The 26,639-nt window shown below is 64.7% G+C and carries 24 protein-coding genes, 1 tRNA gene and 1 pseudogene; 11 read left to right on the plus strand and 15 right to left on the minus strand.

Annotated features, from left to right (window positions below):
- The first annotated feature begins 33 nt into the window (after positions 1–33).
- Genes lptF through ACCD03_RS08135 form a run of 3 tightly spaced genes read left to right on the plus strand, consistent with a single transcriptional unit; the run spans position 34 to position 2,725 of the window.
- Entirely contained in the window at positions 34–1,152 is a 1,119-nt protein-coding gene (gene lptF, locus ACCD03_RS08125; RefSeq protein WP_045202832.1) for an LPS export ABC transporter permease LptF, read from the plus strand.
- A complete protein-coding gene (gene lptG / locus ACCD03_RS08130) occupies positions 1,152–2,345 on the plus strand; it encodes an LPS export ABC transporter permease LptG (protein WP_045202831.1) in 1,194 nt (397 codons plus the stop codon). The genes lptF and lptG overlap by 1 nt, the downstream gene beginning before the upstream one ends.
- Positions 2,345–2,725: a sirohydrochlorin chelatase gene (locus ACCD03_RS08135; RefSeq protein ID WP_413411260.1), complete on the plus strand. Its 381-nt coding sequence runs from the start codon at positions 2,345–2,347 to the stop codon at positions 2,723–2,725. Before lptG ends, ACCD03_RS08135 begins: the two co-directional genes overlap by 1 nt.
- A gap of 49 nt (positions 2,726–2,774) precedes the next feature.
- Here the strand turns inward: ACCD03_RS08135 and ACCD03_RS08140 are convergent, their stop codons facing one another.
- The 3 genes from ACCD03_RS08140 to ACCD03_RS08150 form a co-directional block, all read right to left on the minus strand.
- Complete coding sequence (locus ACCD03_RS08140) at positions 2,775–3,554, minus strand: hypothetical protein (protein ID WP_413411261.1); 780 nt, start codon at positions 3,552–3,554, stop codon at positions 2,775–2,777.
- Between the two features lie 291 nt (positions 3,555–3,845).
- On the minus strand, positions 3,846–4,250 hold the full coding sequence (locus ACCD03_RS08145; protein WP_045202828.1) for a 5-carboxymethyl-2-hydroxymuconate Delta-isomerase: 405 nt from the start codon (positions 4,248–4,250) through the stop codon (positions 3,846–3,848).
- Positions 4,251–4,346: 96 nt separating this feature from the next.
- Positions 4,347–5,243 carry a LysR family transcriptional regulator gene (locus tag ACCD03_RS08150; protein ID WP_413411262.1) on the minus strand — a complete coding sequence of 299 codons (897 nt, stop codon included), beginning with the start codon at positions 5,241–5,243 and terminating at the stop codon, positions 4,347–4,349.
- Between the two features lie 123 nt (positions 5,244–5,366).
- On the opposite strand from ACCD03_RS08150, the gene ACCD03_RS08155 reads away from it, so the two are divergent.
- Entirely contained in the window at positions 5,367–6,383 is a 1,017-nt protein-coding gene (locus ACCD03_RS08155; protein ID WP_413411263.1) for a zinc-dependent alcohol dehydrogenase family protein, read from the plus strand.
- Positions 6,384–6,413: 30 nt separating this feature from the next.
- On the opposite strand, the gene cobA is transcribed toward ACCD03_RS08155, so the two are convergent.
- The 7 genes from cobA to ACCD03_RS08190 form a co-directional block, all read right to left on the minus strand.
- A complete protein-coding gene (cobA, locus tag ACCD03_RS08160) occupies positions 6,414–7,220 on the minus strand; it encodes a uroporphyrinogen-III C-methyltransferase (RefSeq protein WP_413411264.1) in 807 nt (268 codons plus the stop codon).
- Positions 7,221–7,276: 56 nt separating this feature from the next.
- A complete protein-coding gene (locus tag ACCD03_RS08165) occupies positions 7,277–8,608 on the minus strand; it encodes a sulfate adenylyltransferase subunit 1 (protein WP_325649548.1) in 1,332 nt (443 codons plus the stop codon).
- A 2-nt stretch (positions 8,609–8,610) separates the two neighbouring features.
- The gene (gene cysD, locus ACCD03_RS08170) at positions 8,611–9,561 is read right to left on the minus strand and encodes a sulfate adenylyltransferase subunit CysD (protein ID WP_253538369.1); all 951 of its coding nucleotides are present in this window, start codon (positions 9,559–9,561) and stop codon (positions 8,611–8,613) included.
- A gap of 20 nt (positions 9,562–9,581) precedes the next feature.
- A complete protein-coding gene (locus tag ACCD03_RS08175) occupies positions 9,582–10,409 on the minus strand; it encodes a phosphoadenylyl-sulfate reductase (RefSeq protein WP_325649552.1) in 828 nt (275 codons plus the stop codon).
- The gene (locus ACCD03_RS08180; RefSeq protein ID WP_045202872.1) at positions 10,406–10,954 is read right to left on the minus strand and encodes a DUF934 domain-containing protein; all 549 of its coding nucleotides are present in this window, start codon (positions 10,952–10,954) and stop codon (positions 10,406–10,408) included. Before ACCD03_RS08180 ends, ACCD03_RS08175 begins: the two co-directional genes overlap by 4 nt.
- A gap of 18 nt (positions 10,955–10,972) precedes the next feature.
- Positions 10,973–12,634 (minus strand): nitrite/sulfite reductase, encoded by a 1,662-nt coding sequence (locus tag ACCD03_RS08185; protein WP_413411265.1) that lies wholly within the window; start codon positions 12,632–12,634, stop codon positions 10,973–10,975.
- Positions 12,635–12,759: 125 nt separating this feature from the next.
- The gene (locus ACCD03_RS08190) at positions 12,760–13,533 is read right to left on the minus strand and encodes a sulfite exporter TauE/SafE family protein (protein ID WP_413411266.1); all 774 of its coding nucleotides are present in this window, start codon (positions 13,531–13,533) and stop codon (positions 12,760–12,762) included.
- Between the two features lie 155 nt (positions 13,534–13,688).
- On the opposite strand from ACCD03_RS08190, the gene ACCD03_RS08195 reads away from it, so the two are divergent.
- The 5 genes from ACCD03_RS08195 (at position 13,689) to ilvD (ending at position 18,959) form a co-directional block, all read left to right on the plus strand.
- Positions 13,689–14,630: a CysB family HTH-type transcriptional regulator gene (locus ACCD03_RS08195; protein ID WP_024975001.1), complete on the plus strand. Its 942-nt coding sequence runs from the start codon at positions 13,689–13,691 to the stop codon at positions 14,628–14,630.
- A 40-nt stretch (positions 14,631–14,670) separates the two neighbouring features.
- A complete protein-coding gene (locus ACCD03_RS08200) occupies positions 14,671–15,840 on the plus strand; it encodes an ABC transporter substrate-binding protein (protein ID WP_325649556.1) in 1,170 nt (389 codons plus the stop codon).
- Between the two features lie 21 nt (positions 15,841–15,861).
- Entirely contained in the window at positions 15,862–16,746 is an 885-nt protein-coding gene (locus tag ACCD03_RS08205; RefSeq protein WP_325649558.1) for an NAD(P)-dependent oxidoreductase, read from the plus strand.
- A gap of 66 nt (positions 16,747–16,812) precedes the next feature.
- Positions 16,813–16,897 (plus strand) — tRNA-Leu (locus ACCD03_RS08210).
- Between the two features lie 202 nt (positions 16,898–17,099).
- Positions 17,100–18,959 carry a dihydroxy-acid dehydratase gene (gene ilvD, locus ACCD03_RS08215; protein ID WP_325649560.1) on the plus strand — a complete coding sequence of 620 codons (1,860 nt, stop codon included), beginning with the start codon at positions 17,100–17,102 and terminating at the stop codon, positions 18,957–18,959.
- An 84-nt stretch (positions 18,960–19,043) separates the two neighbouring features.
- Here ilvD and dkgB read toward each other — a convergent pair whose 3' ends face one another.
- Genes dkgB through ACCD03_RS08230 form a run of 3 tightly spaced genes read right to left on the minus strand, consistent with a single transcriptional unit; the run spans position 19,044 to position 22,018 of the window.
- Positions 19,044–19,850: a 2,5-didehydrogluconate reductase DkgB gene (gene dkgB / locus ACCD03_RS08220; protein WP_325649562.1), complete on the minus strand. Its 807-nt coding sequence runs from the start codon at positions 19,848–19,850 to the stop codon at positions 19,044–19,046.
- 24 nt (positions 19,851–19,874) lie between these two features.
- Positions 19,875–21,077 carry an MFS transporter gene (locus ACCD03_RS08225; protein WP_325649564.1) on the minus strand — a complete coding sequence of 401 codons (1,203 nt, stop codon included), beginning with the start codon at positions 21,075–21,077 and terminating at the stop codon, positions 19,875–19,877.
- Positions 21,074–22,018: a TIGR03571 family LLM class oxidoreductase gene (locus ACCD03_RS08230; protein ID WP_325649566.1), complete on the minus strand. Its 945-nt coding sequence runs from the start codon at positions 22,016–22,018 to the stop codon at positions 21,074–21,076. The genes ACCD03_RS08225 and ACCD03_RS08230 overlap by 4 nt, the downstream gene beginning before the upstream one ends.
- Before the next feature lie 245 nt (positions 22,019–22,263).
- Here ACCD03_RS08230 and ACCD03_RS08235 point away from each other — a divergent pair, with 245 nt between their 5' ends.
- Complete coding sequence (locus tag ACCD03_RS08235) at positions 22,264–22,701, plus strand: MarR family winged helix-turn-helix transcriptional regulator (protein WP_045202813.1); 438 nt, start codon at positions 22,264–22,266, stop codon at positions 22,699–22,701.
- Positions 22,702–22,705: 4 nt separating this feature from the next.
- On the plus strand, positions 22,706–24,523 hold the full coding sequence (locus ACCD03_RS08240) for a chloride channel protein (protein WP_325649569.1): 1,818 nt from the start codon (positions 22,706–22,708) through the stop codon (positions 24,521–24,523).
- Positions 24,524–24,532: 9 nt separating this feature from the next.
- On the opposite strand, the gene ACCD03_RS08245 is transcribed toward ACCD03_RS08240, so the two are convergent.
- Positions 24,533–26,200 carry a diguanylate cyclase gene (locus ACCD03_RS08245; RefSeq protein ID WP_325649571.1) on the minus strand — a complete coding sequence of 556 codons (1,668 nt, stop codon included), beginning with the start codon at positions 26,198–26,200 and terminating at the stop codon, positions 24,533–24,535.
- A 1-nt stretch (position 26,201) separates the two neighbouring features.
- Positions 26,202–26,639, minus strand: a pseudogene (locus ACCD03_RS08250) (SDR family NAD(P)-dependent oxidoreductase); the annotation flags it as partial.

Genomic DNA, 26,639 nt, shown 5'->3' on the forward strand with positions numbered 1-26,639 from the left:
GGCCATGACCTCGCCCTCCCATCCCGCATCCGCATGATTTTTGAACAAGCCCTGCGACGCGAGCTGTCCTTCACCGCCGGCGCCGTCTTTCTCGTGCTGCTGACGTTCATGCTGACCACCCTGGTGATCCGCATTCTCGGCATGGCCGCCAACGGCGAAGCGAACCCGAACGACGTCCTGCTCCTCATCGGCCTGGCAACGCTGGGCTACCTGGCGATTCTCCTGTGCGCCACGCTCTTCATCTCGGTATTGCTGGTGCTGACGCGCTGGTACAAGGATTCCGAGATGGTGGTGTGGTTCACCTCGGGCATCAGCCTGACGGATTTCATCCGCCCCGTGCTGCGTTTCTCGCTGCCGTTCATCGTGCTGGTGGCGCTGCTGGCGCTGTTCGGCTGGCCGTGGGCCAACCAGCAGAGCGCGCTGTTCCGAGACCGCTTCGAGCAGCGCGACGTGCTGTCGATGATCTCTGCCGGCCGCTTCATCGAGCCTGCGCACGGCAACTACGTCCTCTTTATCGAGGGCGTCGATAACGGCATGAAGCACGCCCGGAACCTGTTCGTCGCCAATGCCGAACAGGACAAGATTGGCGTGGCGATGGCCAAGACCGGCGAATTCAAGACCATGCCAAACGGCGACCGCTTTGTCGTGCTCGACAAGGGTCGCCGCTATGAGGGCACGCCCGGCAAGCTCGACTACCGCATCGTCGAATTCGACAAATACGGCGTGAAGGTCGCCAACAAGCCGCCGCAGGCAGATGCCAGCCTGCCAACCAAGAGCCGCTCCACGAAGGATCTGCTCGCCAACCCGACGCCCGAGAACCTCGGCGAGCTGGTCTGGCGAATCGGCCTGCCGCTGCTGGCGCTGAACTTCGTGTTGATCGCCATTCCGCTGGCCTACGTCAACCCGCGCCTGGGCCGCTACACACCGATGATCTTCGCGGTGCTGATCTACCTGACGTATTCGAACCTGCTGAACCTGTCGCAGGCGTGGGTCTCGCAGGGCAAGATGAACGTATTCATGGCGTGGTGGCCGATCCACCTTGCCGCCTTCATCTGCGCGGTGCTGCTGTTCCGCTTCCGCCATTACAGCGCGGCCGGCCTGAAAGGGATTTCCGCCCTGCTCGGCTTCGCACCCAAGAAGGCGGGTGCGTGATGAAGATGCCGGTCTATGAGAAGTACTTTGCGCGTCAGATCTACGGCGTATTCATCTTCATCCTGTTTGCGGTGCTGGCGCTGTTCATCTTCTTCGACATGCTGGGCGAGCTGGGCTCAGTGGTCGGACGCTACACCACGCTTATCGCGTTCTTCCACGTGATGCTGCAGGCGCCGACGCGTGTGTACGAAGTGATTCCGGTGGCGGCGCTCATCAGCGCCATCTACGTGTTCTCGCAGATGGCGAGCCAGTCGGAGTTCACGATCTTTCGCGTGGCCGGGCTCGATACGCGGCGTGCGCTGATGTCGTTGTTCAAGATTGCGTTGCCGCTGGCGCTGGTCACGTACATCTTCGGTGAATTCATCGGGCCAAAGGCGGAAGAGTACGCACAGAAAGTGCGACTGGAAGCACTGGGCGCGACGGTCTCGGCCGGCTTCCGCTCCGGCGTGTGGGTCAAGGATCGCGGCCCCGCCAAGCCGGACGGCACGGGCGGCGAAGTCACCCGCTTCGTCAACGTGGGCGCGCTGCAGCCGGACCAGTCCATCAAGGGCCTGCGCATCTATGAATTCGATTCGGACTACCGCCTGAGTTCGATCCGCGTGGCGGAGCAGGCGCGCTACCAGGGCCACCAGAACTGGCAACTGAACGGCGTGACGGAAACGCGTTTCATTGAATTCCCGCGCAAACCCGGCACAGTGGCCCCACAGGACACCGTGCAGGCCGTGCCCGGCGCACCCGATGCGCTGGCGCCTGACTTCCGCGGCGAACAGATCAAGCTGCCGCAGCAGGAGATGCGCTCAGAACTCACGCCGCAGATTCTGTCGGTGCTGATGGTCACCCCCGACCGCATGGCTACGCTGGACCTCTTCCAGTACATCCGTCACCTGCGCGACAACAAGCAGGACACGCAGCGCTACGAGATCGCGCTGTGGAAGAAGGTGGTCTATCCGTTCACTGTGCTGGTGATGATGGCGCTGGCGTTGCCTTTTGCGTATCTGCACGCACGGGCGGGGGCGGTTGGCCTGAAGGTGTTCGGCGGCATCATGCTGGGGTTGTCGTTCCAGCTGGTGAACAACCTCTTCTCGCACGTCGGCCTGCTGAACACGTGGCCGGCCATCTTCACGGCCATCGTGCCGGGCGCGCTGTATCTGGCACTGGCGCTGGTCAGCCTGCGCTGGGTGGAGCGCCACTGATGGCCGACCGCGCCCTTGTCCTCTTTGCACACGGCGCACGTGATGCCCGCTGGCGTGAACCGTTCGACCGCCTGCACGCGCGTTTGGCTACGCAGCAACCCGACGTTGACACGCGCCTCGCCTTTCTCGAACTGATGACGCCCGATCTGCCGGGCACCATCGCTGACCTGGCCGCAAACGGCACGCAGAGTGTCACCATCGTGCCGGTGTTCTTTGGCCAGGGCGGCCACTTGCGGCGCGATCTGCCTGCGCTGGTTGCGCAATGCGCGCAGGCCCATCCCACGCTCTCCATCCGCTGCGCCGACGCCGTTGGCGAAGACGGCGCCGTGCTCGACGCGATTGCCGGCTATTGCCTACGTCAACTCGCCATCGGCGGCTGATCTGCGCCCCGTCGTTGCAGCCTGACGCAGTTGAATTCAGTTGCGCGCATCAGGACGACGACGAGGCCGGCGTTGTCAACTGCCATCCGGGCCCGAAGACCAAGTTGCCGGGCAATCCTGGTGCGCCCGTGCGGCAGGCCCACTCCGTCCGCTTGGCGGTTCCGTTGCACGAATCAATCGACTGGACCAGCGGCTGAAGATAGTACTGGCTATCCCAGGTGATTGGCTCGTCGATTGGCCGGCTCGGCAGCTGCGTCAGCCACGCAAGGCTGTTATTCATGCCAGGAGGCGGCTTTTGAAAGAAAAGGAACGGCAACGCCGTCTCGGCCCGATTGACGAGGTTGATCGTCACGCTCTTGAGCGCGCGCATCGACTTGAGTTCTGACGGGTCACCATCGGGCGTCAGCTCTGCGGCAACGGCCGTCGTGAGGACCGTCACATTGGCAATCATTGACGCGCTGCTGCCTTCGTGCGCCCCGGCCGTCACCGAATACAAGGTCGGATCCTCACCCTGCGTATCGTTTGCCGTGATCAGCAAAGGCAGGGAAAGCCCCGCCACCGGCACTTGGTAGATACCGTTCTCGTCGGTCGACGTTGTGATGGTGCGGCCGTTTGAATCGGTCACCGTAACGATGGCGCCGGGCAGTACGTCGGCCCAGGCGACCGTTCCTGTCAAAGTCGACGGCGTGAGCGTGGCCGGGGTCGCGACGGTCGTGCTGCCGTCGTCTCCGCCGCCGCATCCGGCAAGTGCGTACAACGCGATTGCGCTCATCGCTGCGCTGGCCCGTGTGCGCCCCGTTCGATTGCGCAGATTCGTTGCGTCTTGCATGGCGGTTTGTTGCAAATAACAAGCGCCGGATGCTGCCATGCCTCTGATATCAGCTCAACGAACCCGGACGATTGCGCGCGCAATCGGTCGTGCCGTCGCAGGAACTGTTCGCCGCGTCTCGGCGCGTACTGAGCGAGCCTCTGGCCCTGCGGTAACCAGATGCCGGCGTCCACTTTGCCTTTTCTTGCACCGACACCGCGCGGCCTGCCACTCAGGCGCACGCTGCCGCGCCAATCCACTGCACCGATGCTGTCGGCTTGCTGGATTGCTCACGACGTCTCACACGTCGGCTCAGCCACCCTCGGTTTCCACCTGCGCAAAGCGCGCGTGCACGTTGTTCTCAACGTGAAATCCATGCGTATTGAACTCCACCAACTCCAAAGTCAGGCCGAGGTAGCGGCGCTTGAACACATCGGCCAGATGCGCGCGCATGGCGGTGAACATCTCCGCGCAGATGGGCCCGGTGACGGTATTTGGCCGGCCCGCCCTGATGCGGAACGTCGCGTGGATAAAGGCGTCGTCTTCGGCCCCGTCGGCCATGCGGTATTGGTCAAGGCGCAGTGCGCGCGTACGGATACCGCCGGGGGGAAAGACATCCGCATGGCCGATCAGCACGGCATTGAGCACGCGCATCAACTCTGGGATGCGCGCATCGGCTTCGACATTGGCGGTGTACTCGATGATGACGTGCGGCATCGCAGGCGTCCGGAAAGGGAGTTAAGAGGCCGTTGCAAAATGAAGCGAAGCGGCTCTGACGGTTCAACGCCGACGCAGAAAGCGGTCTAGAGGTGATTAACGCGCCACTGCCGCGTCGGTGGACAGCGCCGATTCGAGCGCATCCACCACCCGCGCCAAGCGGCCGAGCGACGGTGCGCGCTGCACGCAGACGTCCCACTCGGCAGGCGCCGACGTGAGCTTGTGCACCGACAGCGAACCCTCAGCGATTTGCTGCCCGATCAGCCGCACGGGCGCAAACCCCAGCCCGAAGCCTTCGGCCACCAGCGCGTGCTGCAGCGGCACGGATTGCACTTCCGCCGCCACGTTGGGCGTCAAGCGATCCGCTTCGAAGCGGCCGAGAAGCCAGGCGCGCATCTCGCAGCCCGTGGGGTTCAGCACCCAGGCCTCTTCCGTGACCTGCGCCATCGACAGCGTGGCCGGCAGCTTGCGCGCGGGCGCGGCGATCAGGCTGACGGGCTCGGTGCCGATCACGCGAATTTCCGCATCGGCATGGTTACCGCGGGCGTTGGAAGGCGTCAGCCACAGCGCGGCATCCAACTCAGCGCGTTTCAAGCGTTCGCGCAGCACGCCGCCCCACTCGCAGCTCAGGCGGAATGACACGGCCGGATAGCGCTCCCGCAATCCCGACAACACGCGCGCAAACCGCGCATCGCCCACCGCATGGCTCACGCCCACGCGCAGCGCGCCTTCCGGTTCGCCACTCGCGCGCACGCTGCTGCGCAGCGCCTCGAACTCCCCGACGATGGCGCGACAGCGTGCCAGCACTGCTTCGCCTTCGGCTGTCAGGCGGAACGGCTTGACGCGCCTGTCGAAGAGCACCGTGTCGAGCGCGCGCTCCAGCCGCTGGATCTGCTTGGTGACGGCCGGCTGCGTGAGCGGCAGGCGCTCAGCCACACGGGCAATCGAGCCGGTCTGCGCCAGCAGCACGAAGGTGCGCATTTCCTCAAGCATGGAGACATTCCCAATCGTTATGTTTTGTTTGAGTAAATTGAATTGGATTCATCTTAGGCGACGCGCCACAGTATCGCCAGACGCGCTGTTGCGTTGCTTATCCCCACGGAGAACACGGACACCATGAAAGCCCTGGCACTGACCGACGGTTACGCCATCGACGCCCTGCGCCCCATCGAGCGCGACACGCCCACGCCCGCCCCCGACGAAATCATCGTGCGCACGCACGCTGCTTCGCTCAATTACCGTGATCTGGAAATTGTCTCCGGCACGTTCTTCACGCGCTTTCCACTTCCGCTGATTCCGCTATCGGACGGCGTGGGCGAAGTCGTGGCCACCGGCGAGAACGTGACGCGCCTGCGCGTTGGCGATCGTGTCGCCGGCACCTTCTGGCAACGCTGGGACGGCGGAGACTTCCGCAACGCCGACACGCGCCGCATGCTGGGCGGCCCAATCGACGGCTGGCTGGCCGACACCGTCCGCTTGGACGCGGGCGGCGCGGTGGTCGTACCGCCGCACCTATCGGCCATCGAGGCGGCCACCCTGCCCTGCGCTGGCCTCACCGCATGGCATTGCCTGATCGAGGCTGGCGGCCTGCAGCCCGGAGAGACGGTGCTCGTGCAGGGCACCGGCGGCGTGTCGATGTTTGCGGTGCAGTTCGCGTTGATGGCGGGCGCACGGCCTATCGTGCTGTCAAGCAGCGACACAAAGCTGGCGCGCGTGCAGGCGCTGGGCGTGCCCGAGTCCGACACGATCAACTACCGCGCCAGACCCGAATGGCACGAGGCGGTGCTCGCGTGCACCGACGGTCGCGGCGTCGATCACGTCATTGAAGTGGGGGGCGGCGGCACGCTGCAGCGCTCGCTGAAAGCGCTGCGTGTGGGTGGCCAGATTCACCTTGTCGGCTACCTGGCAGGGCGTGATGGCGGCGTGAATCCGCTGGAGATCTTCGCGCGCAAGGCGATCCTCCGACCGGCCTCGGTCGGCTCGCGTGCGTCGTTCGAAGCGATGAATCGGGCGCTGACGCTGCACGGCCTGCATCCGATCATCGATCAGGTGCTGCCGTGGCAGGACGCGCCGGAGGCATTCCGGGCCATGCAGACCGGACAGGTGTTTGGAAAGGTGGCGCTGGCGTTCTGAACCGTGCTGGACCGTACTCTGCGGTACGGCTCAGGCAGCCAGCGCGCGGGGCTCGCTGGAGAAGGCTTCCGGCACGGCCACCGTCGCCCGCGCGGCAAACGCGTCACCGATCATCAGCAGGCTCGGATGCTCTGGATTGATCCACGCTGCGGCGGCACCATCGGCCATCTGCTGCAGGGTGAAGCAGGCCGAGCGCTGCTCAGGCGTGGTGGCAGCCTCGACCACCCAAGCAGGCGTCGACGGTGCGCGGCCGCGGGCGATCAGGTCCGCAGCGATGGAGGCAGCTTGATCGCGGCCCATGTAGTAGACGAGCGAATCGGCCTGCGCAACGGGTTCCGGCACGACGCCTTCGGGTTGCGGCGTGTCCGGATCGGCGGCCTTGGCTTGCGTAACAAACGCGACGCTGCGAGCGACACCGCGCTTGGTTAGTGGCTGGCGGATCGCCGAAGCGGCCGCCAGCGCTGCCGTAATGCCCGGAACGATTTCGTATTCGATGCCGGCTTGCTCGAGCGCCTGCAGTTCCTCGTCAGCACGGCCGAACAGCATCGGATCGCCGCCCTTCAGACGCACCACGCGCTGATACTTGGTGGCCAGATCGACGAGTTGGCGATTGATGAAGCGCTGCGCGGTCGAACGCTTGCCGCAGCGTTTGCCGACCGCAATCAGCACAGCCTGCGGGCAGTATTGGAAGACCTCCGGCGAGACCAGTGCGTCATGCAGCACGACCTCGGCTTCGCCCAACAATCGTGCACCGCGCACCGTGATGAGGTCCGCCGCGCCGGGACCGGCACCAATCAGGCTCACGCGGCCGAGTGTTTTGGGGGTCTTCGCTTCCATTGCCTGGATTCCTTTGCTTTTTCCTGCGGGGCGCAGCTTACCGCGCCCCATCCACGTTAGGAAAACGCACGGATCATGCCAGCCGCTACCGTATGGTGCGTGGCTTCGTCTACAAGGATGAACGCGCCGGTGGCCGGGTTGTCGCCATACGCATCGCAGACAATCGCCTTCTGCAGGCTGATATTGACCGTGCCGATATCGTTGAGCGCGATCTGCTTGCGGCCGGTTTCGTGCGACAGCGTGTGCACGTCCAGCACGCGCTCGACTTCCGACACACGTGCGAACACGGTGGCGGTCGTGTGCTTGAGCACATACTTGCGGGCCGGATTCAGCTCATGCTCGTCGAACCAGCACAGGTCGGCATGCAGCTTCTTGGCGGCATTGGCGGCCGTGGTCGGGGCAGCAACGATGGTGTCGCCGCGCGAGATGTCCACGTCATCGGTCAGGCGCACGGTAATGGTCTCGCCGGGGCCGGCAGAATCGGCTGCGCCATTGGGCGTGAGCACTTCGGCCACCGTGGTTTCGCGGTTGGCAGGCAGCACGCGCACGGCTTGGCCAACGCGCACGGTGCCGGCTTCCACACGGCCCATGTAGCCGCGGAAATCATCCGCCTGCGAGCCGTCCTGGCGCGCCACCAGCTGCACCGGGAAGCGCAGCGCGTCGTCGCCCGCCGGGGCGGTCTCTTCCACCTTCAGATCTTCCAGCAACGCCAGCAGCGGCTCGCCCTGATACCACTGCATGGCTTCGGACGCGTGAACGATGTTGTCGCCGCGCAGCGCAGACACCGGCACGTAGCGCACGTCGCGCAAGCCGAGTTGTGCGGCCAGTGCATCGTAGGCGGTACGAATTTCGTTGAAGCGCGTTTCGCTGTAGTCGACCAGATCCATCTTGTTGATGGCCACGATCACGTGCTGCAGTTCCAGCAGCTTCACGATGGCCGAATGGCGCTTGGTCTGAGCCAGCAACTCCGTCTTGCCGTCAACGGTCGTCACACGCGTGGCATCGATCAGGATGATGGCGGCGTGCGCGGTCGAGGCGCCGGTCACCATGTTGCGCGTGTACTGCTCGTGGCCCGGCGTATCCGCAATGATGAACTTGCGGCGCGCGGTCGAGAAATAGCGGTACGCCACGTCAATCGTGATGCCCTGCTCGCGCTCGGCTTCCAGGCCGTCTGTCAGCAGCGAGAAGTCGATCTGTTCGCCGGCAGTGCGTTTGTTCTTGGCGTTGGCCAGCGCTTGCAACTGGTCGGTCAGCACGGCCTTGCTGTCATACAGCAAGCGGCCGATCAGCGTGCTCTTGCCGTCGTCAACGGAACCGGCGGTGATGAAGCGCAGCAGACCTTGGTGCGATGCAGGATGCGTCGCTGGGTGCGTCGAATTCGTCGTCATGATCAGAAATACCCTTCCTTCTTGCGCTTTTCCATCGAGGCTTCGCTCGTCTGGTCGTCCATGCGCGTGGCGCCGCGTTCGGTGATTTCGGTAACGGCCGTCTCGGCGATGATCTCGGCCGGCGTGGCAGCGGTGCTCGCCACCGGGCATGTGCAGCTGATGTCGCCCACGGTACGGAAGCGCACCGACAGGACTTCGCTCACGTCGCCGTCGGCCTTGGGCGTGATCGACGTGACGGGCACCAGCAGGCCGTTCTTGCGCACGACTTCACGTTGATGCGCGTAGTAGATAGGCGGCAAGGCCAAGTTCTCGCGGGCGATGTACTGCCACACGTCGAGTTCCGTCCAGTTGGAGATCGGGAACACGCGCATCTGCTCGCCCCGCGCCATGCGGGCGTTGTACAGGCTCCAGAGTTCCGGGCGCTGGGCCTTCGGATCCCACTGGCCGAACTCGTCGCGGAACGAGAAGATGCGTTCCTTCGCGCGGGCCTTCTCTTCATCGCGGCGGGCGCCGCCCATCAGGGCGTCGAAGCCGTACGATTCGATCGTTTCCAGCAGCGTGACGGCCTGGGCGGCGTTGCGCGAGTCGGTTTCCTTGCGCAGGCGCACCGTGCCGCGCTTGATGGAATCTTCCACATGCCCGACCACCAGACGCGCGCCCAGCTTGGCAACCTGCTCGTCGCGGAAGGCGATCACTTCCGGGTAGTTGTGACCCGTGTCGATGTGCACCAGCGGGAACGGCAGATCGATCTTGCGATCGCCCAGGCGGAATGCCTTGAGCGCCAGATGCAGCATGACGATCGAATCCTTGCCGCCGGAAAACAGCAGCGCCGGGTTGCGGCATTCGGCCACCACCTCGCGGATGATGTAGATCGACTCGGCTTCCAGCCAGTCGAGGTGTTCGTTCTGCACAGGCGTCAGGGCCGTGCCGGGGATCTCGCTCATCACTCCCATGATTCTTCCTTAGCTCTCGCTCAATTCTTTTGCGACAGATCCGTCGCCGAATTTGTCACCGCATTTGCCGCATGCAGACCGCATTCCTTGCTGTCGCGCGATTCCCACCACCAGCGGCCGGCGCGTACGTCTTCACCGGCACGCACCGCGCGCGTGCAAGGCTCGCAGCCGATGCTGGGATAGCCCTTGTCGTGCAGCGCGTTGGTCGGCACGTTGTGTTGTTCGAGGTAAGCCCAGACTTCTGCCTCGGACCAGTCGAACAGCGGGTTGTACTTGGCGATGCCGCGCGCATCGTCGTCTTCGGCAAACGGCAGGTCGGCTCGGGTGACGGCCTGCTCGCGGCGCTGGCCCGTAAGCCACGCGTCGGCGTCTCTCAGCGCACGGTTCAGCGGCACCACCTTGCGGATGTTGCAGCAGGCCTTGCGCAGTTCGATGCTGTCGTAAAACGCGTTGAGGCCGTGGTCGCGCACGTAGGCTTCCACTGCGCGGGCGTCCGGTGCGTACTGTTCGATCGCATAACCGTAGTGCGCGCGAATGCGATCAAGCATGGCCAGCGTTTCGGCGTGCAAGCGGCCGGTCTGCAGCGTGAAGATCGGCAGGTGCGCCCGCACGGCCTCGGGGCTGCGCAGGATCGCGTCGGTTACGACCATGTCTTCGGCAGCCAGGCTGGTGGCGAACTTTGCCACGCCGTGCTTGGCGGCAATCTCGACCAGGCGCTCGAACAGCGCGGCTTCCTTCGCAGCCAGGGCTTCAGCCGTGCCGGTGTAGACGGGGCGCGTCCACAGCACCGGGCGCCCGATTGCGGACACCGGCACTTCGGACACGGCGATGTCTTGGGTGTCGCTCATGCTGCATTCGCCTCGGTTGCGCGCTCGCGGCGGAACAGCGGACGCGGCTCGTCGATGGCGCCTTGGTAGCGCACGCTGATCTCGCCAAAGCCGTTCAGGGCATCGTCGATGTTCTTGTCTGCACGCACGGCGTAGGCATCAAAGCCGCAGCGGCGCATGAAGTCGAGCTGATCGCGCAGCACGTCGCCAATGGCGCGCAACTCACGCGTAAAGCCCAGGCGCTGGCGCAGCAGGAACGCGGTGCTGTAGCCACGGCCATCGCGGAAGACCGGGAAATCCACGGCCACCAGCGGCAGGTTCGGCAGGTCAGCCTCCAGTGCAAACGGCTCGTCGTCGGGAGCGAGCCAGACGGCCAGCGTGCCAGCGCGGGCGCGGCCGAGCAGCGCGTCGCGGTTGGCTTGCCAATAGGCCAGCGGCACGATGGCGTGCGCAGCGGCATCCACATCGGCTTGCGTCAGTTCGCCGCCTTCCGGCGCGCGCAGCACGGTCCATTCGTCAGCCACGATTTGCGGGGCACCGTTTTGCAGCTTGATGATCTTGCTCATATTCGTTTCCCTCGGCGTTCAGGCTTCTTCACGGGCGTAGACACGTTCCTTGAACGGGGCCATGCCGATACGGTGATAGGTGTCGATGAACAGCTCGTCTTCCGTGCGGTTGGCAACGAAGGTGTCGATGATGCGTTCGATCACGTCGGGCATTTCTTCGGCCTTGAACGACGGCCCGATGATCTTGCCGATCGCCGAATCATTGCCCTGCGCGCCGCCCAGCGACACTTGGTACCACTCTTCTTCGTGCTTATCGACACCCAGGATGCCGATGTTGCCGACGTGGTGGTGCCCGCACGAGTTGATGCAACCTGAGATGTTGAGCGACAGCTCGCCCAGGTCGTACACGTAGTCGAGGTTGTCAAAACGCGCTTGAATCGCTTGCGCGATGGGGATCGACTTGGCGTTCGCCAGCGAGCAGAAGTCGCCGCCCGGGCACGCAATGATGTCGGTCAGCAGACCGATGTTGGCGGTGGCCATGCCGTGTTCTTTGGCCAGTTGCCACAGCTCGAACAGATCGTGTTTCTTCACATCCGGCAGGATCAGGTTCTGCTCGTGCGCGACACGCAGCTCGCCAAAGCCAAAGCGCTCGGACCAATCCGCCACCAGCGCCATCTGCTCAGCCGTCGCGTCGCCCGGAGGCAGCGCCGCGCCGGGCTTGAGCGACAGCGTGACTGCGGCGTAGCCCGGCACGCGGTGCGGATGCACATTGCGGCTCACCCAGCGGGCGAACGCCTTGTTCTCCAGCAGCGCCTTTTCATAGGTGGCATCGGTGTCGGCCAGCTTTTCATACGCAGGCGGCGCGAAGAACTGCGCCACGCGGTCTAATTCGGCCTGCGTGATGGTCGACGGACCGTCCTTGATGTGCTGCCACTCTTCTTCCACCTGGCGGGCGAATTCTTCCGCGCCGATGGCCTTCACGAGAATCTTGATGCGCGCCTTGTACTTGTTGTCGCGACGGCCGTAGCGGTTGTACACGCGCACGGCGGCCTCGATGTACGACAGCATGTGCTGCCACGGCAGATCTTCCTTGATGATCGCGCCCAGGATCGGGGTGCGACCCATGCCGCCGCCGGCCAGGATGCGCAGCAGCGTCTGGCCGTCCTTCTCATAGGCGTAGACGCCGATGTCGTGCAGTTGCGTCACGGCGCGGTCTTCGCGCGAGGCCGACACGGCGATCTTGAACTTGCGCGGCAGGAACGCGAATTCAGGGATGAACGTCGACCATTGGCGCAGGATTTCCGCCAGCGGGCGCGCATCGATCACTTCGTCCGGTGCCACGCCGGCAAACTGGTCGGTCGTGATGTTGCGGATGCAGTTGCCCGAGGTCTGGATGGCGTGCATTTCCACCGAGGCCAGCTTGGCCAGGATGTCAGGCACCTGCTCCAGTTCGATCCAGTTGTACTGGATATTCTGGCGCGTGCTGAAGTGGCCGTAGCCGCGATCGTGCTCGGCGGCGATGTGGCTGAGCATGCGCAGTTGCTTGGCGCGCAGATGGCCATACGGAATCGCCACGCGCAGCATGTAGGCGTGGCGCTGGTAGTACAGACCATTCTGCAGGCGCAGCGGCAGGAATTCTTCTTCCGTCAGTTCGCCCGAGATACGGCGGCGCACCTGATCGCGGAACTGCTCTACGCGGTCGGCGACGAGGCGGTGATCGTAAGCGTCGTATTGGTACATGACTGTTCAGTCCAATCCGGCTGGGCCGGCATGCGATTCAATTGGGGGAAAGCGTTTCGTTATGGTGCTGCTGCCAGCTCAGCGACAGCAGCCGCAATCGAGCGGGGCCGGCATGAGATCACGCATCACGACACCAGCTTGATGGCCGTGATCGTCAGCGTGGCGGCAAGCGCGCCGCGCACCAGACGTTCCGGCAGATTCTTGGACAGGCGCGCGCCCAGCCAGATACCCGGGATGGAGCCCACCAGCAGCGACATCAGCAGGTTCCAGTCGATCGTGCCCAGGTACATGTGACCCAGGCCCGCCACGGCGGTCAGCGGCACGGCATAGGCGATATCGGTGCCAGCCACTTCGGCGCTCTTCAATTCGGGATACAGGATCAGGATCAGCGTCGCGCCCACGGCACCTGCGCCAATGGACGACACCGTCACCAGCACACCCAGCACCACGCCGACGATGACCGTGGCCACGGCCAGTGCCGTGCCCTGCAGACGATAACGCGGGTTGGCCGCCAGCCAGCCCAATACGCGCTGACGGAACAGCAGCGAAATCACCGTCAGGATGACCGACGCGCCGATCGTCACGCGAATCACGTGCATCCACTCCGCATCCAGGTTGCCGGCGGTCTTCAGCACGATCACCGTCACCAGCGCTGCGGGCAGACTGCCCAGGCAGAGGCGCTTGACGATGTCCCAGCGAATATGACCGTGGCTACGATGTGCGATCGTGCCGACGCCCTTGGTCAACGAGGCGAATGCCAAGTCCGTGCCGACAGCGGTTGCCGGCGAAAAGCCGAACATCAGCGTCAGCAGCGGAGTCATCAGCGAGCCACCGCCAACGCCCGTCAGGCCGACCAACAGGCCGACCAGCAAACCGGAAACCGTATAGGCGAGCGTCATAGCGCGGGGGACAGTGAGGGCGTGTTATCACGAAGTTCGAGCATCGTAATGAACGGGCCTCATATCCCAAACCAATAAAAAATTGTTTGTTTATATGGCGTCGGTTATAAGTAGCGGTCAGTTCGCACCCGTTCTTCTTTATCGACCGCGCAGCCATGAACCTTCACCAATTTCGCTTCGTGCGCGAAGCCGTGCGGCAGAAATTCAACCTGACAGAGGCCGCGAAAGCGCTCTATACGTCACAACCAGGCGTCTCCAAAGCCATCATTGAGCTGGAAGAGGAGTTGGGCGTCGATATCTTCACCCGGCACGGCAAGCGCATCCGGGGTCTCACGGAACCGGGCCGACGCATCCTGGCCTCGGTCGAGCGCGTGCTGGAAGAGGTCGAAACCCTCAAGCGCGTCGGCAAGGACTACGCCGCCCAGGACCAAGGCAACTTCACCATCGCCACCACGCACACGCAGGCGCGCTACGCTCTGCCCAAGGCGATTGCCGAGTTCACGCGCAAATACCCCAAGGTGCGCCTCTCCATTCAGCAGGGCACGCCCGCGCAGATTGCTGAGATGGTGCTGCACGACCAAGCCGACCTTGCCATCGCCACCGAAGGCATGTCGCATGTGAAGGATCTGATCTCGATCCCGGGCTACCAGTGGCAGCATGTGGTGGTGACGCCGCCTGATCACCCGCTTCTGTCGCGCCAGCACCTGACGCTGGAAGACCTCAAGGGTTACCCAATCGTCACGTACGACCAGCACTTTGCCGGCCGCCCCAAGATCGACCACGCCTTCGAGCTGCGTCAGATCAAGCCCGATATCGTGCTGGAGGCCATCGACGCAGACGTCATCAAGACCTACGTAGAAGTCGGGCTGGGCGTGGGCATCGTGGCGGGCGTCGCCTTTGACGCCGAGCGCGACCGCAACCTGCGCGCGATTCCGGCCGGACACCTGTTCGGCACCAACGTCACGCACCTCGGCGTCAAACAAGGCGCGTATTTGCGCGGCTTCGTCTACACCTTCATCGAACTGTTTGCGCCAACGCTGACGCGCAAGCTGGTCGAGCAACTCATGTCTGGCGATCACGAAGCATACGAGCTCTGATTCGCCTGCAACTGCAATTGCCGAACTTCCCGGAGATTTCATGACGACCCGACGTCGCCTGCTGTGCGGCATGGCGCTCCTTGCCAGCGCTGCCGCCATTGCCCTGCCCGCCCAAGCCGACATCCGCGTGGGTGTGGTGTTGTCCACCACCGGCCCCGCAGCGGCCATCGGCATTCCCAGCAAGAACACCGTGCAGATGTGGCCCGCGACAATCGGCGGCCAGCGTGCGCAGGTCATCATCCTGGACGACGCGTCTGACCCGTCGATGGCGGTGCGCGACGTGCGCAAGCTGATCGCCGAAGACAAGGTGGACGTCATCGTCGGTCCGACGATCGTGCCGACGGCGCTGGCCTCGCTCGATGCGGTGGCCGAAGGTCAAACGCCGATGATCACGCTGGCCGCCTCCGCTTCCATCGTCGAGCCGCAGGACGCAAAGCGCCGCTGGGCCTTCAAGATGCCGCAGAACGATTCGCAGATGGCCACGCTCGTCACGCAGCACATGGCGGACAGCGGTGTGCATACCGTCGGCTTTATCGGCTTTACCGATGCGTATGGCGAAAGCTGGTGGCGCGAATTCTCGAAGCTGGCCGAGGTGCGCAAGCTGCGCGTGGTGGCCAACGAGCGCTTTGCGCGCACAGATACCAGCGTGACCGGCCAGATTCTCAAGTTGATGGCTGCCAAGCCCGACGCCATCCTGATTGCCGGGGCCGGCACCCCGGCCGCGTTGCCTCAACGCACGCTGGTCGAGCGCGGCTACAAGGGCCGCATCTACCAGACGCACGGCATCGCCAGCACGGAATTCCTGAAGGTGGGCGGCAAGGACGTGGAAGGCACCCTCTTCCCGACCGGCCCCGTGGTGGTGGCGCGCGAGCTGCCGGCCAGCCATCCGGTACGCAAAGTAGCCGTGGAATTTGCCGATCGCTATGAAGCCAAGTACGGCCCCAACACCGTCACGCAATTTGCGGGCGACGCCTGGGGCGCGTGGCAGTTGCTCGACAACGCCACGGCCCGCGCACTCAAGACCGGCGCCAAGCCTGGCACGCCAGCTTTCCGCGCCTCCCTGCGCGACGCGCTGGAAACCACGCGCGACCTGACTGTGCCCAACGGTGTGCTGAATCTGAATGCCCAGGATCACCAAGGCTTCGACCAACGCTCGCGTGTGATGGGCATCATCAAGAACGGCCGCTTTGCTTACGCCGGCCCGCGCTAATCAAACACGCACAAATCTGCCATGACACGTATCGCCTTCATCGGCCTCGGCAACATGGGCACGCCGATGGTCCAGCACCTGATTGCCGCCGGACACACCGTGCGCGCCTATGTGCGCCGTCCGGAGGCCGCCGACAACGCGCGCGCCATCGGCGCCGAGCCTTGCAGCACCCCTGCGGATGCCGCACGCGACGCCGAAGTCATTTTCACCAACGTCACCTCCACGGCCGATGTGGAAGGCGTGCTATTGGGGCCGGACGGCGTCGTCCATGGCGCACCGCGTGGCGCGGTGTGCGTCGACCACAGCACGATCTCGGCCGTAGCCACGCGCCGTATGGCCGCCGAGCTGGAAGCGGCAGGCCTGGAATTCCTGGATGCGCCGGTTTCGGGCGGCACTATGGGCGCGCAAAAGGCCACGCTGTCGATCATGGTGGGCGGCAAGGCCGAGGTGCTGGAGCGTGTGCGCCCGCTACTGCAACTGCTGGGCACCACCATCACGCATATCGGCGACCACGGCGCCGGACAGGTCGCCAAGGCGTGCAACCAGATCGTGCAGGTCATCAACATCCAGGGCATTGCCGAAGCCATGCTGTTTGCACGTGCCCAGGGCACCGACCCGTCGCGCGTGCTGGCTGCCATCGGTCCGGGCTTTGCGGGCAGCCGCATGCTCGACATGATGGGCCCGAAGATGGCCGAGCGTAACTTTGCCGCCGGCATCGAAGCCCGCCTGCATGACAAGGATTTCGGCCTCGTGCGCGAGATCGCCCAGGAACTCGGCCTGCAGATGCCGGCGATGGAGCTGGTGGCTTCGCAGCTCAATACGCTGGTCGCCAATGGCTGGGGGTATGACGATACGGCGTCGCTGCTGCGCGTGCTGGAGCAGCAGAACAATCAGCAGGCGGATTGAGCATCGCCCCACACGCCTTGTTCGGATGCCCAGACTTCTGGCATAATTGCCGGCTCATCAGCACCTGCCCGAGTGGTGAAATTGGTAGACGCAGGGGACTCAAAATCCCCCGCCGCAAGGCGTGCCGGTTCGATTCCGGCCTCGGGCACCAGAATTCAAGCCGCTTCTGTTCACGCAGAAGCGGCTTTTTCATTGGGCACTCGCCAACCCGACGACGGCCGGCAACACGCCTCGCCTGGCGTGGGATAATGCGGGTTTTGCCCCGGGCGCGGCTCAAGAGGTTGATCGCACGGGCATGAGGGCCTGTATCCGCGTGGCCCGCTCCCCATTTCGAACCTTCTTCAGTACGCACAATGCCCGCATACCGTTCCAAAACCTCCACCGCCGGCCGCAACATGGCGGGGGCACGCTCGCTCTGGCGCGCCACCGGCATGAAAGATGAAGACTTCCAGAAGCCGATCATCGCGGTGGTCAACTCGTTCACCCAGTTCGTGCCCGGCCACGTGCACCTGAAAGACCTGGGCCAGCTCGTCGCGCGCGAGATCGAAGCCGCGGGCGGCGTTGCCAAGGAATTCAACACGATTGCCGTGGATGACGGCATCGCCATGGGCCACGACGGCATGCTGTATTCGCTGCCCAGCCGCGACATCATTGCCGACTCGGTCGAATACATGGTCAACGCGCACTGCGCCGACGCCATGGTGTGCATCTCGAACTGCGACAAGATCACCCCGGGCATGCTGATGGCCGCCATGCGCCTGAACATTCCGGTGATCTTCGTCTCGGGCGGCCCGATGGAAGCGGGCAAGACGCGCCTGGCCAACCCCGTCACCAAGGCTATCGAGATCAAGAAGCTCGACCTGATCGACGCGATGGTGATTGCGGCCGACAGCAAGTATTCCGATGAGGAAGTGGCGGAAGTCGAACGCTCGGCTTGCCCGACCTGCGGTTCGTGCTCGGGCATGTTCACGGCCAACTCGATGAACTGCCTGACCGAAGCCCTGGGCCTGTCGCTGCCGGGCAATGGCACCGTGGTCGCCACACACGCCGACCGCGAACAGCTCTTCAAGCGCGCCGGCCACCGCATCGTTGAACTGGCCCGCCAATACTACGAACAGGAAGACGAGCGCGTGCTGCCGCGTTCGGTCGGCTTCAAGGCATTTGAGAACGCGATGACGCTGGACATCGCGATGGGCGGCTCGACCAACACGATCCTGCACCTGCTGGCCATCGCACAGGAAGCCGAAATCGACTTCACGATGGCAGATATCGACCGCCTTTCGCGCGTCGTGCCGCAGCTCTGCAAGGTCGCGCCGAACACGAACAAGTACCACATCGAAGACGTGCACCGCGCAGGCGGCATCATGGCCATCCTGGGTGAACTGGACCGTGCCGGCAAGCTGCACACCGATACACCAACCGTGCACGCGCCCACGATGAAGGATGCGCTGGACCAGTGGGACATCGTCCGCACGTCGGACGATGCCGTGCAGACGTTCTACCGTGCCGGCCCGGCTGGTATCCCGACGCAGGTCGCGTTCAGCCAGAACACGCGCTGGCCGAGCCTCGATCTGGATCGCGCCGAGGGCTGCATCCGCTCGAACGAGCATGCGTTCTCGAAGGAAGGTGGCCTGGCCGTGCTGAGGGGCAACATCGCGCTGGACGGCTGCGTGGTGAAGACCGCTGGCGTGGACGACAGCATCCTCGTGTTCGAAGGCACGGCACACGTGACGGAATCGCAGGACGAAGCCGTCGAGAACATCCTCGCTGACAAGGTCAAGGCTGGCGACGTGGTGGTCGTGCGCTACGAGGGCCCGAAGGGCGGCCCCGGCATGCAGGAAATGCTGTATCCGACGAGCTACATCAAGTCCAAAGGCCTGGGCAAAGCCTGTGCCCTACTGACGGACGGCCGCTTCTCGGGCGGCACGTCGGGCCTGTCGATCGGTCACTGCTCGCCGGAAGCGGCAGCAGGCGGCGCGATTGGCCTGGTACGTAACGGCGACAAGATCCGTATCGACATCCCCAACCGCACGATCAACGTGCTGGTGTCGGACGAAGAACTCGCACGCCGCCGCGAAGAGCAGAACGCCAAGGGCTGGAAGCCTGCACTGCCGCGTCCGCGCAAGGTGTCGGCCGCACTTAAGGCGTACGCCAAGTTGGTCATGTCGGCAGACAAGGGCGCGGTGCGCGACCTGTCGCAACTGGACGACTGATGCGCCGCGGGCCATGCGCCCGAGTGATGCAAAGAAAAGCCGCTCTTCGGAGCGGCTTTTTCTATTGCGCCGATGCCGCGACGTTCAATCCCACTGAGGCGCAAGCCCGTCGGGTGACACCTCGCGGCCGTTGCGCTCGAGCGCGGCAATCTGCGCCATGTCGTCGGCCGTCAGGTGCAGTGTTTGCGCACGCAGGTTGCTCGCAAGATTCTCACGCTTGGTTGACGACGGGATGACCGAGTAGCCGAGTTGCATCGCCCAGGCCAGCGCGACCTGCGCCGGCGTCGCCTCGTGCCGCTGCGCAATCGCACCAATCACCGGATCACCCAGCACCTTGCCGTATGCAAGCGTCATGTACGACGTGACGTGAATGCCCTCGCGCTGCAGGAAATCGACGAGCTTGCGGTTCTGCAGATACGGACTCAGCTCGATCTGGTTGGTGGCGATGGCGTCTTTGCCAACCACCGCAATTGCCTGTTGCGTCAGGGCGATGTTGAAGTTCGAGACGCCGATCTCGCGCGTCAAACCCCGGGCCTTGGCATCGGCCAGCGCGGTCATGAATTCCTCGAGCGACACGCCGTTGTTGGGCGCAGGCCAGTGGATCAGCGTGAGGTCGACGTAGTCGGTGCGCAGCTTGGCGAGGCTGTCTTCGAGACTCGCCGCGAGCTTGCCTTTGGCGTAGTTTTCGACCCAGATCTTGGTAGTCAAAAACAGCTCTTCGCGGCGCACGCCAGAACCGGCGATTGCCTCGCCCACCTCGGCTTCATTGCCGTAGATTTGCGCAGTGTCGATGGCGCGGTAGCCGAGTTCGAGGCCATTGCGGACCGAGTCGGTGACAACCTGGCCCTTCAGGCGAAACGTACCGAGGCCGAAAGCGGGGATCCTGTTCATCTTGTGCTCCAAGGGGAAATCGAATCAGGGGTTCATGGCCAGACGCGTCCGGCGCTGCACAACGTGTAGACCCACCAGCGCGAGACCTGCCGCCGCAATCACTGCGCCGACAATTGGCACGGCCGCAAAACCCAGGCCTGCGGAGATGGCCGCACCGCCCGCTGCCGCGCCCAGTGCATTGCCGAGGTTAAAAGCGCCCACGTTGATTGACGATGCGAGCCCCGGCGCCTCAGCCGCGGCCCGCATCACACGCATCTGCAGCGGAGGCACGACCGCGAAGGTGGCAATGCCCCACACCAGCAGCGCGGCGGCCGCACCCGCGTGCGTCTTGGCGAGCACGGGGAAGGCGAGCATCGTCACGATCAGCAGCAGCAGAAAGCCGATCAGGCTGCCATCGAGCGAGCGATCGGCCAGGCGGCCGCCGGCGATGTTGCCAATCGAAAAACCGATGCCGATCAGCACCAGCATCGCCGTCACGAACGCTGGCGAGGCGCCGGTCAGTTGGGCGAGCGTCGGCGCGACGTACGTGTAGAGCGTGAACATCGCGCCCGCACCGAGCACCGTGGTGGCAAGCGCGCCCAGCACGACGGGACGCGTCAGCACGGCCAGTTCCGCACGCAGGTTGGGCATCTTGCCGGCATCCCCCTTCGGCAACGCGGCGAACAGACCCGCGATGGCGATCAGGCCCAGGCTTGCCGTGGCGGCAAACGACATGCGCCAGCCGATCATCTGACCAAGCCACGTCGCGGCCGGCACGCCGCCGACGTTGGCGATCGTCAATCCCATGAACATCGTGGCCACGGCGCTGGCCTGCTTCTCGCGCGGCACAAGGCTGGCGGCAACCACCGAACCCAGCCCGAAAAACGCGCCATGGTTGAGGCTGGTGACGAGCCGCGCGAGCAGCAGCGTCGTGTAATCCGGCGCAACGGCTGACAACAGGTTGCCGATGGTGAAAATACTCATCAGCGCGATCAGCGCCTTGCGCCGCGGCCAGCGTGCGAGCAGCAGCGTCATGATCGGCGCGCCGACCATCACGCCGATGGCGTAGGCGCTGATCAACATGCCAGCCTGCGGGATCGATACATGCACGCCGTCGGCAATCACGGGCAGCAAGCCCATCGGCGAGAACTCAGTAGTGCCAATACCGAAGGCACCAGCGGCAAGCGCGAGCAGCGGCAGCGTCGCGCTGCTGCGTGTGGGCTCGGCGGAAGTGGGGGTGGGGTTCATGCGGTGTACTCCAAAGCAGAGGAATGGAAAGCCGGCAGAACCTCTGCCGCGATTTCCGCAAACGTTTCAGCAAGCGGGCGACGATTCCGGCGGAAATGCAGGCCGATATGCTGCACGCCCGCCTCGCGCATCGCTGCCAACTCTTCGGACAGTGCGATGCGCCCGGCGCGTGCGCCAAAGCGATGGCGTTGCAACGGCTCGTGCGGGTCTTCCGCCAGATCGAGGTGAATGAAGCTCACGTAGGGCTTGTCGCCCGCAACGGCACGCCATGCGGCGGCGCGTTGCGCGTGATCGGCTGGCGTGCCCGGATAGGCAAGGCAACCGTCCATGTGTGTGCCGATCCAGGCCGGCGTCTGTTGCGCGAGGCCGGCCACCAGCAGCGGAAGCGACGTGCGCATGGCCGGCAGAATCTCTATGCCGGCGGGCAAGCTGCCACGCGCGCCGTCCCGCAATAGCGAGATCTGGTCGCGGAAGCTTGCCCCGCGCGATTCGAAGTCGCGGCCGAACAGCGGATATTCGACGGGCCGGTCACCGCTGGCCACGCCGAGCAACAGACGACCGCCGCTCAACTCCTGGATGCTTGCGGCTGATTTGAGCGTCAGCAGCGGCTCGCGCAACGGCAGAACAACGGCGGCCGTGCCGAGCAGAATGTGGCGCGTAATGCCGGCCAAGTAGCCAAGGTACGAGAACACCTCAAACACCTGTGCAGCATCGCCGAATGCTGGGTCGTACACCGGCACATCGCGCACCCATAGCGCGCGAAAGCCGAGCGAGTCCGCGAGTTTGGCGAGGGTTGCGTGGTGTTCGATATCGGGCACACCGTGGCGGCGCCCATCGCGCAGGCGCTTGGCATCGCCAGCGGGGGACCAATCGTTGTCGAGCGGCAGTTCAATGCCAATGCTGAAGCCGCCGTATGTGAGTTTGTCGAGTGCGGGGGGCATGGTTGTGATCGGGTCATAAGGCGCGCTGCAGGCGATGCATTTGCTATCAGCGCAATGGGCATGGACCGCAGTGTGCGTGCTCCACCTTTGCAGAAAAACCCGCCCGTCGACGAAACAGTCTTGATTGGCAATCAACAATCCACGCAATTCAGAACGCACTCCGGGTTGGCAATACAGCAACAGGGCAGGCTTTCCAAAATATGTCACGTCGTGATATATTCCGGCCCGAACCCTTTGATTCCGCCATGGCCACCCCTGCCCGACCTCTGTCCAAGCAGGATTTCGAGAGCCTCTCCGATTTCCGCTACCACTTGCGCCGCTTCCTGCGCGCCTCTGAAGATCTGATCCACGCCAAGGGCATCACGCCGCTGCAGTATCAGTTGCTGCTGCACGTGAAAGGCTATGCCGGGCGCGAATGGGCCACCGTCGGCGAACTGGCCGAGCGCCTGCAGGCCGCGCCGCATGGCACGGCGGCACTCATCACGCGTTGCGAAGAAGCGGGCCTGGTCGAACGCCGCCAAAGCGACACCGACGCTCGCCAGGTGGAAGTGCATCTCTCCAAGAAGGGTGACCAACTCGTTGCGCTTCTGGCCGGGCTGCACCAGAGCGAGCTGTCAACCTTCAGCCGCGCTTTCAAGATCCCCCACCTCGATCACCCCGCCGAACCCTCCGCCGAGCAGTAACGTCATGCAAACCCTTGAACACCACCAGCATCGGCGCGACTTTGCGGCCGACACCACGCTGTTCCGCACCACTGCGCTGGCGGTCGTCATCGCTGCGTTTGCCACGCTGGCCGCCGTGGTGCTGCTCAACCTGATCCGCTTCTTCACCAACCTGTTCTTTTTCCAGACGCTGTCGCTGGCGGATCGCTCGCCGGCCACCAACACGCTGGGCGTCTGGGTGATTGCGGTACCGCTCATCGGCGGGCTGATTGTCGGGCTGATGGCGCGCTTCGGCTCGGAAAAGATCCGCGGCCACGGCATTCCCGAAGCCATTGAGGCCATCCTCTTCGGCAAGAGCAAGATGTCGCCGAAGGTGGCGGTGCTCAAGCCGCTGTCGTCAGGCATCGTGATCGGCAGCGGCGGCCCGTTTGGCGCGGAAGGCCCGATCATCATGACGGGCGGCGCGCTCGGCTCGCTGTTCGCGCAGTTCTTCAAGCTGACGGCCGCCGAGCGCAAGACGCTGCTGGTGGCCGGTGCCACGGCAGGCATGACGGCTGTGTTCGGCACGCCGGTGGCAGCGCTGCTGCTGGCGGTGGAACTGCTGCTGTTCGAATGGCGCCCGCGCAGCATGCTGCCCGTGGCGGTGGCCTGCGCGGTGGCGGGCTTTCTGCGTGTGCTGGTGCTGGAACCCGGCCCCCTCTTCCCTCTCGAAACCGCACCGGCGACGCTGCCAGCGCTGGGCTCGTGCGTGGTCGCCGGGTTGCTGTGCGGCGCGCTGGCACGCTCGCTCTCGATGGCACTGTACAAAACCGAAGACCTGTTCGGCCGCCTGCCGATCCACTGGATGTGGTGGCCAGCCATCGGTGGCCTGGTGGTTGGCATCGGCGGCTATTTCGAGCCGCGTGCGCTGGGTGTCGGCTACGACGTCATCGGCGATTTGCTGCACAACCATCTCGCCATCGGGGTGGCGCTGGCGCTGCTGGTGGTCAAGGCCATCATCTGGGTGATCGCGCTGGGCTCGGGCACGTCGGGCGGCGTGCTCGCTCCGCTGCTGATGATGGGCGCCGGCTTGGGGGTGCTGATCGGTCCCGTGCTGCCGGGTGGTGACCCGGGTCTGTGGCCACTCGTGTGCATGGCCGCCATGCTGGCCGGTGTGCTGGGCGCCCCGCTCACGGCCATCGTCTTCGCCTTCGGGCTTACCCACGATGTGAACGCGTTGCTGCCGATTCTGCTGGCGGTGGCGGTGTCCTACGGCTTTGTCGTGTTAACCATGCCGCGTTCGATCATGACCGAGAAGATCGCACGCCGCGGCTTCCACATCTATCGCGAATACGCCGTCGACCCGCTCGAGCGCCACGCCGTGGATGAGGTGATGACGCGTTCGGTGCAGACCATCGACTCACAGGCCACGCTGGCCGATACACTCGCCAACCGCTTTGGGGCCAAGCAGGCACACCGCGCGTTTCCAGTGGTGCGAGGTGGCCCGAATGGCGCGTTGATCGGCATGCTCGACCGCGATGCGCTGCTGGCAGGCCAGAAGCGCGGCGCCATCACCGTTGCCGAATTGTTTGGTGCGAATGCTCCCGTAATGGCATTGCCCGGCGAGACCTGCCGCATCGTCGCCACGCGCCTGGCAGTGCATGGGTTGGAGCGGCTGCCGGTGGTGGCCGATTCGCAATCGCGCGCGCTGGTGGGCATTGTTTCGCGCAGCGATCTGGTCAAACCGTCGCTTGCGTTCTTTGATGAGGAGCAGCGCCGCGAGCGCTTCCGCCGTGTACCGCTGTCGGGCACGCGCACGCAGCTCGAACTACGCCGCCGCCGCGCTGGCCGCGTCGCGCGCTAGTCGCCAGTTTCAGCCGGCCACGTGCCGGTTGCGCCCGCTTTCCTTAGCGCGATACAGCGCCAGGTCGGCGCGCTTGAGCATCTCCGACGCTGTATCGCCCGGGCGGCAGACCGTCATGCCCATGCTCACAGTCATCGACAGCCCGGTCGGGAAACTCTCGTCCGTCTCTGCCACCGCAGTACGCAGGCGCTCCGCCACCTCAGTGGCCGTTTCCAGTGTGGTGCGGCTCATCACCATGGCGAATTCCTCGCCGCCCAGACGCCCGACCAGATCACTGCTGCGCAGTACGCCCGTGGCAAGCGACGCAAAGCGCTGCAGCGCCATGTCGCCCACAGCGTGGCCCCATGTGTCGTTGATGCGCTTGAAGTGATCCAGATCGGCCAGCACAAGCACGAGCGGTTCGGCGCGGTTATGGGCTCGCGCGAGCGCCGTGTCGAACAGCGCCAGGAAGCGACGCCGCGTCAGCACACCCGTGAGATGGTCGAAATGCGCCTCGTTGGCGAGCGCGCTGTTGGTGCGCTGCAGCCGCTGGTTCAGATGGCGCGTCAGGCGGTGATGCTGCCGCTCGCGCACCAAAGACCACGCCACCAGCACAAACGTCACCAGCACGCTCACGAACAACACGAAGCCGATCGCGCGGTTGCGCGCATGGTTGGCGATCTGCTGGCCCCATGCAGGCAGTGGCTCGGCCACGACGATGGTGAGGTCCGCACTGGCATTGCGCGACACGGTGAGCGATGGCATCGCACTGCCCTCGCGCCAAGCCAGCGTGTCGCGCACCTCGGCCGGCACCCAGCCGGGCACATCGTGATGCGCCTTGGCGGTGGGCTGATAGGGCCAGGGCTCGAAGTCGACGCGCTGGTAGGCGTTGTACCGGTCGCTGGCCCCCATGCGCTGCAAGCGCGCATCCGGCAGGATCTTGCCCACCAGCGACGCGTCGGTCGACAGAATGATCAATCCGTTTGGATCGGTCACCAACGATGTCGGGTGCGACACCCAGTGCTGCAGCCTCGCGAGGCTCACCTTGGTGCCCATCGCCGCGACCAGGTATCCGCCGGCGTCATACACCGGCGCAGCGAAGAACAGGCCCGGCACGCCCGTCACCCGGCCCACCGTGAACTGCTCGCCCAAGCCGCCCAGCATCGCCTCCTTCATGTACGGCTGCATGCTCGACTGCACGCCAACGAACGAATCGGCATGACCGGCGTTATTGGCCAGCACCACGTAATTGTGTTGGTTGACGACCCAGACGTAGTCGAGCCCGAGATTGCCGGCGGTCGTGTTCAGGAATGCATCGATGTCGGCCACTTCCGGGTGCGACATCGCCTCTTGGGCACGCGAGCCCTGATCCATCAGGTTCCAGCGCCGGGTGTCGACGCGCGCCACGGCACGCGGGATGGCATCGATCTGCGCGAGCGTCTGCGGCAGCGCGCGCAGTAAGGCCACGTCGGCCGTGATCTGGTTCGACATGCCCTCCGCCACCTGCGCAGCCAGCTGGCGCCGCGCATCGACCATCTGCTGCATGTCGCGCGCGCTCATCGAATCCGCCACGAAGCAGGCGGCAAACCAGGAGACGCCTACGCCCACCACCGCCGCCGACAGCCCAAGCGCCAACCGCGCAAGGCGCAGCCGGGCGCCGTGCGACGACGTTGCAGATGCGGGCGCGGGCGCCTTCATATCAGGCTTCGCTGCTCAGGAAATCCGCCACCGTCGGGTAGCGCAACGCCACACGCAACTCCCGCGCGAGCCGCGTGTTGCGCAGCCGGCGCGATTCGCTCATGAACGACAGCAGCGCCGGCTCGATCTGCTGGACGGCCTCGGCCCGCGAAATGCGCGGCGGCCGCTGCAAGCCTCGCGCGTCGGCCACGGCGTCAAAGTAATCGCCCATGCGCAGCTCCGATGCATCGCTGGCATGAACAACGCGCTGCGGCTTCCCCCGGAACAGCGCGGCAATGACGGCGCGCGCAAGGTCGTCGGCGTGGATGTGGTTGGTGTAGACATCGTCTTCCGCACGCAAGGCGGGCGTGCCGCGTTCGAGCCGCGCGACGGGCAGCCGGTCCGCCGCATAGATGCCGGGAATGCGCAAAATCGACGTGCGCCGGCCGCCGCCCGCGCC

The organism is Ralstonia sp. Ralssp135 (assembly GCF_047304345.1).
Classification (GTDB): domain Bacteria; phylum Pseudomonadota; class Gammaproteobacteria; order Burkholderiales; family Burkholderiaceae; genus Ralstonia; species Ralstonia chuxiongensis.